Origin of the sequence: Dietzia sp. CQ4, assembly GCF_014145125.1 — a bacterium.
Lineage (GTDB): Bacteria > Actinomycetota > Actinomycetes > Mycobacteriales > Mycobacteriaceae > Dietzia > Dietzia natronolimnaea.
In genome coordinates this window covers 1-6714 of the sequence record NZ_JAALDZ010000203.1, presented here as the reverse complement: position 1 = coordinate 6714, position 6714 = coordinate 1, and the positions used below count along the sequence as shown (strand labels likewise).

At 68.5% G+C, this 6714-nt stretch carries 8 protein-coding genes and 2 pseudogenes; 6 read left to right on the top strand and 4 right to left on the bottom strand.

The window, feature by feature from the left end:
- The 3 genes and pseudogenes from G6031_RS12270 to G6031_RS12260 all read right to left on the bottom strand — a co-directional run.
- A pseudogene (locus G6031_RS12270) lies at nucleotides 1-839 on the bottom strand (ATP-binding protein); the annotation flags it as partial.
- A pseudogene (locus tag G6031_RS12265) lies at nucleotides 838-1020 on the bottom strand (response regulator); the annotation flags it as partial. The pseudogenes G6031_RS12265 and G6031_RS12270, both read right to left, overlap by 2 nt.
- A 264-nt stretch (nucleotides 1021-1284) precedes the next feature.
- Nucleotides 1285-1518 (bottom strand): cation transporter, encoded by a 234-nt coding sequence (locus tag G6031_RS12260; protein ID WP_235027278.1) that lies wholly within the window; start codon nucleotides 1516-1518, stop codon nucleotides 1285-1287.
- 413 nt (nucleotides 1519-1931) lie between these two features.
- On the opposite strand from G6031_RS12260, the gene G6031_RS12255 reads away from it, so the two are divergent.
- Complete coding sequence (locus G6031_RS12255) at nucleotides 1932-2276, top strand: NADH-quinone oxidoreductase subunit A (RefSeq protein ID WP_007626392.1); 345 nt, start codon at nucleotides 1932-1934, stop codon at nucleotides 2274-2276.
- 95 nt (nucleotides 2277-2371) lie between these two features.
- On the opposite strand, the gene G6031_RS12250 is transcribed toward G6031_RS12255, so the two are convergent.
- Entirely contained in the window at nucleotides 2372-2821 is a 450-nt protein-coding gene (locus tag G6031_RS12250) for a hypothetical protein (protein WP_187352317.1), read from the bottom strand.
- Between the two features lie 21 nt (nucleotides 2822-2842).
- On the opposite strand from G6031_RS12250, the gene G6031_RS12245 reads away from it, so the two are divergent.
- The 5 genes from G6031_RS12245 to G6031_RS12225 all read left to right on the top strand — a co-directional run.
- On the top strand, nucleotides 2843-3550 hold the full coding sequence (locus G6031_RS12245; protein WP_241737335.1) for a hypothetical protein: 708 nt from the start codon (nucleotides 2843-2845) through the stop codon (nucleotides 3548-3550).
- Nucleotides 3543-4478: a complex I subunit 1 family protein gene (locus G6031_RS12240; RefSeq protein ID WP_017836399.1), complete on the top strand. Its 936-nt coding sequence runs from the start codon at nucleotides 3543-3545 to the stop codon at nucleotides 4476-4478. Before G6031_RS12245 ends, G6031_RS12240 begins: the two co-directional genes overlap by 8 nt.
- A 3-nt stretch (nucleotides 4479-4481) precedes the next feature.
- A complete protein-coding gene (locus tag G6031_RS12235; protein ID WP_064257203.1) occupies nucleotides 4482-5045 on the top strand; it encodes an NADH-quinone oxidoreductase subunit J in 564 nt (187 codons plus the stop codon).
- Nucleotides 5042-5344 (top strand): NADH-quinone oxidoreductase subunit K, encoded by a 303-nt coding sequence (locus tag G6031_RS12230; protein WP_017836397.1) that lies wholly within the window; start codon nucleotides 5042-5044, stop codon nucleotides 5342-5344. Before G6031_RS12235 ends, G6031_RS12230 begins: the two co-directional genes overlap by 4 nt.
- A partial coding sequence (locus tag G6031_RS12225; protein ID WP_206681977.1) for a proton-conducting transporter membrane subunit occupies nucleotides 5341-6714 on the top strand: 1374 nt, incomplete at its 3' end. The genes G6031_RS12230 and G6031_RS12225, both read left to right, overlap by 4 nt.

Here is a 6714-nt window from a genome sequence, read left to right as displayed (position 1 = left end):
TCGACGAGTGCGCGAGTGATGGTCAGGCCGATACCGCTGCCGCCGCTGTGGCGGCCGCGTGAGGTGTCGGCTCGGTAGAAGCGGTCAAAGAGGTGGTCGAGGTGGTGTGGGGCGATTCCTTCGCCGGAGTCCGACACGGTGATCTCGACGTGGCGGCGCCCTACCTGCCCGCTGATGACGGTGACGGTGCCGCCGGCGGGGGTGTGGCGAAGTGCGTTGTCCAGGAGATTGCCCAGCACTTGTCCGATGCGGTCGGTGTCCACCGTCACCGGTGCGTCGTCGACGTGGGTGTGTAGCTGGACTCCCTTGTTCTCGTATCGTTCTCGGACGGCGTCGACCGCACGGGTGACCAGCGTCCGAGTAGTGGTCGGACTGGGGCGAAGGCGGGTGAGGTGTTCTTCCGCGCGGGAGACGTCGACGATGTCCGCGGCGAGTCTCTCCAGCCGCCGAGTAGCCGACCACAGAATGGTTCGGACGTCGTCGTCGAAGGTGTGGATGCCGTCGTCGATGGCTTCGAGGTAGGAGTCGAGTGTGGCAAGGGGTGTGCGCATTTCGTGTCCGAGGTCGGCCAGCATTCTGCGTCTGGTGGTCTCGGTGGCGTCGAGCCGTCGGGCGAGTTCGTTGACACTGTCGGCGAGATCGTCGAACTCGCGGCCCAGGCCTGGGCTAACGACCCGCGTGTCGTAGCGTCCACTGGCGATCTCGGCAGTCGAGGAGGTCACGGCGGTGACGGAGTGTTGAACTCTCCGGGTGAGATACCAACTCACCAGCAGCGCCAGTAACACTGCGATGGTCACCGCCAACCCCCACGCCACGATGATGGACGCCGTGAATGCTTCGACAGACCTCCACCCCGTCCAGCCCGGGCAGGCCAAGGTCAAGGACGATGACGTCTGGGTCGATTTGCCGGGCCAGTGTCACCGCCTGAAGACCATCGCCGCAGATCGTCACCTCGAAGCCCTCGCGTTCGAGGTAGGTGGCCACGACATCGGCCAAAGACTGCTCGTCCTCGACAACCATCGCCCGCAAGCCCGTGGCCGGACGTGGCGTCGGTGCGGCGACTTCTGTCGTTCCGAGCGCACGGGCAGAAGAGTTCATGTCCCCCATCATCCTCGGCGCCACCATATGGGCCACACGCGCGCGGGCCACATGCCGACCCGGACATCTCTCAATGACTTGCGGCTGGAAGTCGAGCGCCGGGTGAGCGAGGGTGCCCACCCGGCCAATGCTGTGTTCGCTCGAGAACGTGGTTCATCGCGTCATCGGGCCGAAATGGGCCAACCGTCAGCTGCAGCAGCAGCCACCCGTTCCACTCGCCATGGGCAAGGAGACACCGACCGTCTGATCTGCGGAGACTATCGCGTATCCGGCGTCGGCCACGGCTTGGGATACGGCCTGGGTAGTCGCGGTTCCGGTCGTTGTCATACTTCCTGCCTGCAAGTTGACTTCGACGCCGATCACGCCGGGCAATGCACCAACAGCGGCTTTCACGGATGAAACGCAATGCCCGCAGGTCATCCCCTGAACTTGGTATGTGGTGGCCGTCATCGTCTTAATCCTTTCGCCGAACGCCGTGGGGCGATCCCACACCAGAATCATATACCCCCGGTGGGTACATGATTCGAGTCGTCAGGTTTCTTCACGAGATCTTGACCTTGGCACCGAGGGAGCGAGGTGGGCGCCCCAGGACACGTTGCCCGAGGCTGGTCGATCGGGCTCGGAGAACCGCGGTTTTCGGACTGGCCCCTGAAAGCACCCTCTGCCGGTGCCCTACAGCGCCCATCATTTCCTGCTGCTCTGCGGAGCCGGCCCCGGTCACGGCTGACCGCCGAGCTGGAACGAGATTATCGATCGCGGTAATCCGTTAAGGTGACTCCCACCGCTCAGCGACCGGCCTCGATGTTCGACCGCGAGAAAGGGGAGAGACCGTCATGTCCTCAGGGATCGTGTCCGTGGCTCTGGTGGCGCTGTCTGTCGTTGCTCTCTTCTATGCACTCCACCGCGTGGCCAGCATTACCTCCGACCCGTTGACAGTCCTGCCGGCCCAATCCGGGTGGGCACCGCAGGAGCACGCCCTGTCGCGGTTCCACGCACGCTGGTACCTCGCCTCGATCGTGTTTCTGGCCTTCGACGTCGAGATGCTCTTTATGTACCCGTGGGCCGTGGTGGTGATCGAGAAGGGGCTCTCTGCGGTGGTGGAGATGTTCCTGTTCCTTGGTGCCCTGCTAGTCGCCGTGGCCTGGGCACGGCGAGAAGGCGCATTCCGATGGGCTTGAGCCCGTTTCTCGCCCGCCTCGCCGTCCAGGCCACCCGGGTGCTCGTCGTCGAGGCCCCGGGCCAGTGGGCGACTCGGATGGAGCTTGAGCAACAGCTACTCCGTCGCGGGTGGCGGATAGCCAGTAGTCCGGCTCAGGGGGACGTGCTCGTCGTGTGTGGTGCGCCGGGCCCTGAGCTGTCGGATCTGGCGAACCGCCTCTGGGAGCAGATGCCCGGCCCTCGGGTGCGCATCGGCATCGCCTCGCCCGGAGCGGTGGTTCCCGCCCTCGACAATGCCACTGCGCTCCTGCTCGACACTTCCCATCACCGGACCGACGCCCGCGAACGGGCGCAGGAGCCCTCGATGTCCGATCACGCGAACAATGCTGATGGCGAAGGGCACGAAGGGCACGTGGGTCACGAAGGACACGAGGAACACCAGGGCCACGGTGGACACTCGGACCACGAAGAGCACGCGGATCGCCAGGCGCACGAGGGCCACGAAGACCATGGCGGGCATGGTGGCCACGAGGGCCACGCAGACCACGGCGGGCACGAGGGCCATGAAGGCCACGGGGATATGGACATGGCTCCCGCCGGGATTCCCTTGGCCGAAGGCGGGGAGGACCGCGACGGCCTGGAGATGGATGTTCTCCATCTGCCGCTCGGTCCGGTATTGCCGTTCTGGCCGGCCGGGCTCGTGCTGCACTGCTCGCTACAGGGGGACGTTGTCGTCGACGCCACCGCCTCGGTGATCGACGCGACGGAGCACAGGGCCGGAGCACCCGGTCGGCCCACGGACCACGCGTCTGCCACGGTGACCCAATGTGATCAGGTCATGGCACTGCTGGCACTGGCCGGTGCCGAAGACTTGGCGGACTGCGCCCGCCGTGCCCGGGACGGGATTCTGACGGGCGATCCCGGTGCCGCCCGTGACGCCGTCGAGCGTCTGCACCGGAAGGTTCGCAGGTCGCGGCTGCTGCGCTGGTCATTGCGGGGCGTGCTGCCGCTCGGCCCGGCCGATCTGGAGCGCCACGGCTTGCCGGGGCACTGCCTCGGGGATGCCCACGACCGGTTGCTGGCCCAACTGGAACGGATCCGCGTCGAGGTCGGCGGCGCAACGCCGGACCGGGCGGATGGCGGCTCAGCGCAGGAATCTGCGGACCAACTAACTGTGCCGTGGGCGGTGGTGCCGGACCTGGTGACCGGTTTGGAGCTGGGCACTGTGCGCTTGGCGGTGGCGAGCCTTGATCTGGGCTCGCATCCTGCCGTCCGGGAGGTGGGGCATGTCTGAGACCGTGGTGACGACCGTGTCCGGTGGGTGGGCCGTGCTGGCCGGGGTGATCCTGTGCGGGCTGGCGTTGTTCGCGGTGGCGCTGGACGGGGTGCTCTCGTCGCCGGCGCGGGGCGGCGGTCGTGGCGGGCCCACTCCCCTGGCCCGTGCGGCCCGTCTGTTGCGGCAGCGTCGCCGCACGACGGTCGCCGCGGACACCCTGCTGTGGCGGATCGGCGGCGCGGGCATGCTGGTCGGGGCGTTCCTGATGATCGCCGTGATCCCGCTGGGCCGCTGGACACTGGCGGACCTCGACGTGGGAGTCGTGTGGTTCAACGCCGTCGACGTCATGGTGTGGGCCCTGGTCTGGCTGGCGGGGTGGGGCGCCAACTCCATCCACGGTCTGGTGGGCGGTTACCGCTTCCTCGCGCACGGGCTGGCCTATGAGCTGCCGCTGATGTTCGCATTGGTGGCCCCGGCGATCGCCGCCGGCAGTCTGGCGGTGGGCGACGTCGCGGCCGCGCAGGACGGCGTGTGGTTTGTGGTGTGGATGCCGGTGGCGTTCCTGGTCTTCCTGATCGGCGTGACCGGCTTCTCTGTATGGGGTCCATTCGCCCCGGCCCTGTCCGCGGACATCGTCGGCGGGGTGACGGCCGAACTCTCGGGGGTCGATCGGCTGGTCCTGCAGGCCGGGCGCTACCTGTTCCTCACCGCCGGGGCGGCGTTCTCGGTGCCGCTCTTCCTCGGCGGTGGTGCCGGGCCCGTCCTGCCCGACTGGGCGTGGGTGCTGGTCAAGACAGCGCTGGTGCTGACGGTTCTGGTGTGGGCGCGGCGCAAACTTCCGCTGCTGCGACCGGATCGGTTCATGGAGATCGGCTGGACTGTCTTGCTCCCGGCCGTCGTGGCCCAGGATCTGCTTGTGTCCCTCGTCGTGGTCTGGAAGGGCTGAGCCGTGCTGGTCGGGATCGTGTTCTGGGTACTCGCTGTGGTGGCGGTGACCGCGGGGACGGCCGTGTTCGTGGTGGACTCGATGGCCCGGGCCACCTACGCGCTGGCGGCATCGTTCATCGCCGTGGGGGTGATGATTTTGCTGCTGGGTCAGAGCTACCTGGGCATCATCACGATTCTGATGATGGTCATGGAGATGGCGGTGATGGCGGTCTACATGGTGATGTTCATGGGCATGAACCCGGCGCTGATGCCGATGGACATGACCCACGGGAAGAAGACCGCGATCGGCACCTCGGTCGGGGTCTTTGTGCTGCTGGCCGCCGGGGCGCTGCTGATCCCGTGGCCCGAGCGACGTGGCGCCCCACCCGAGGACCTCACCAACGCGCTGGGCCTGGAGATCATGGGCGAAAAGATGTTGGTGATGGCCGTGGTGGGCGCGGTCATGGTGGCCACCATCGTGGCCGGGATCGTCCTGGCCGCCGGGCGCACCCGCTACGACCGGCTCGGCGACGATCTGCGGCGCCGCCCGGCCGACGACCCCCAGCCGGGAGGTGTGGGTCGATGACCCTGGAGGCCGTTCTGGTGGTGGCCGCCGCCCTGTTCGCCGTCGGGCTCTACGGGGCCCTGTCCCAGCAGGTGGTGGTGATGGTGATGATGGGCCTGGAGTTGATGATCAACGGGGTGCTCCTGGCCGCCGCGGGGTTCTGGTGGTTCCTGGCCCCGGGCCCCTCCGGGCAGGTGCTGCTGCTGGTGGTGCTGGCGGCCATGACCGTGGAGATGGCCATGGGCTTTGCCGTGGCGACGCTGTTGCACCGCAAGCGGCAGACCGACATGACCGACATGGCCGAGGATCTCTCCGGATGACCGCCGACCAGACCTTGCTGCTGACCCTGGTGGTGCTCCCGGCTGCCGTGGGTGCGGTGCTCGCGCTGACCCGGGCGGAGCGGGTTGCGGCCCCGATCGCGGTATCGACCGCTGCCGTGACCGCGCTGCTGGCGGCTGTCGTCGCCGTTGCGCGGCCTGCGGTGGCGTTCCCGTTCATCGCCGGCGTCGACGTGGCATTGGAGGTCGACGCCCTGGCGGCGCTGACCCTGCCGATGGTCGCAGTGGTGACCCTTTTGGTGCTGGTTTTTGCGGCCGGCAACATCCGGGCGGCCCGGCCCCGCTTCCACGGGCTGATGCTGCTCTTCGCCGCCGCGGCCCTGATCACGGCCTCGGCCGCCAGCCTGCCAGCGCTGCTGTTTGCCTGGGAGTTGATGGGCGCGACCTCGTACGCGTTGATCGGGTTCTGGTGGCGGGACACCGACCGCGTCTCGGCCGGGCTCACGGCCTTCCTCACCACCCGTACCGCCGACCTGGGTCTCTACCTGGCCGCCGGCGCTGCCTTGGCCGGCGGCGCCGGTATGGGCCTGTCCGAGTTGCCGGCGGCGGAGAGCCCGTGGCGGCACGTGGTGGCGGCCGGGATCCTGGTGGCGGCACTGGGCAAGGCCGCGCAGCTGCCGTTCTCGTTCTGGCTCTCCGGCGCGATGAAGGGCCCCAGTCCGGTCAGCGCACTGCTGCACTCGGCGGCGATGGTGGCAATGGGCGGTTACCTGCTGCTGCGCGTGGAGCCGCTGCTCGCCTCCACCGGGTGGGCGGGCCCGGCCGCCGCGTGGATCGGGCTACTGACCGCGGTGGCGATGGGGATCGTGGCGTTGGCCCAACGGGATCTCAAACAGTTGCTGGCGGCGTCCACTGTGGCGCAGATGGGATTTGTGGTGCTGGCCGCCGGAGTGGGCGCGGTGAGCGGAGGTGCCGCCCAACTGGTGGCTCATGCCTCCACCAAGGCACTGCTGTTCCTCGCTGCCGGGGCGTGGCTCACCGCGTTGGGCACCGAGAAGCTCACGGAACTGCGCGGGGCGGGCCGCCGATGGCCGGTGGTGGGCGTGACCGCGACCGTGGGAGCCCTGGCCCTGGCCGGGATCGCGCCGCTGTCCCTGTGGGCGACCAAAGACGCGGTGCTGGCTGGAGCCCTGGAGACCTCGGCCTGGCTCTACGCCACAGGACTGGTGGCGGCGGCCCTGTCGGCGGCCTACTCCGGCAAGGTCCTATGGACGATCTGGCACCGCGGGGCCCAGGCCCGGGTCGAGGAGCCCACCGCCGGGCGGGAGGTCGGCGCAACGCAAGAGCTCGGCACCGGGCAGGTGGGGGCGCTCGAGCAGGCCCCGCTGGTCGTGCTGGCCGCGGGGGCGGCC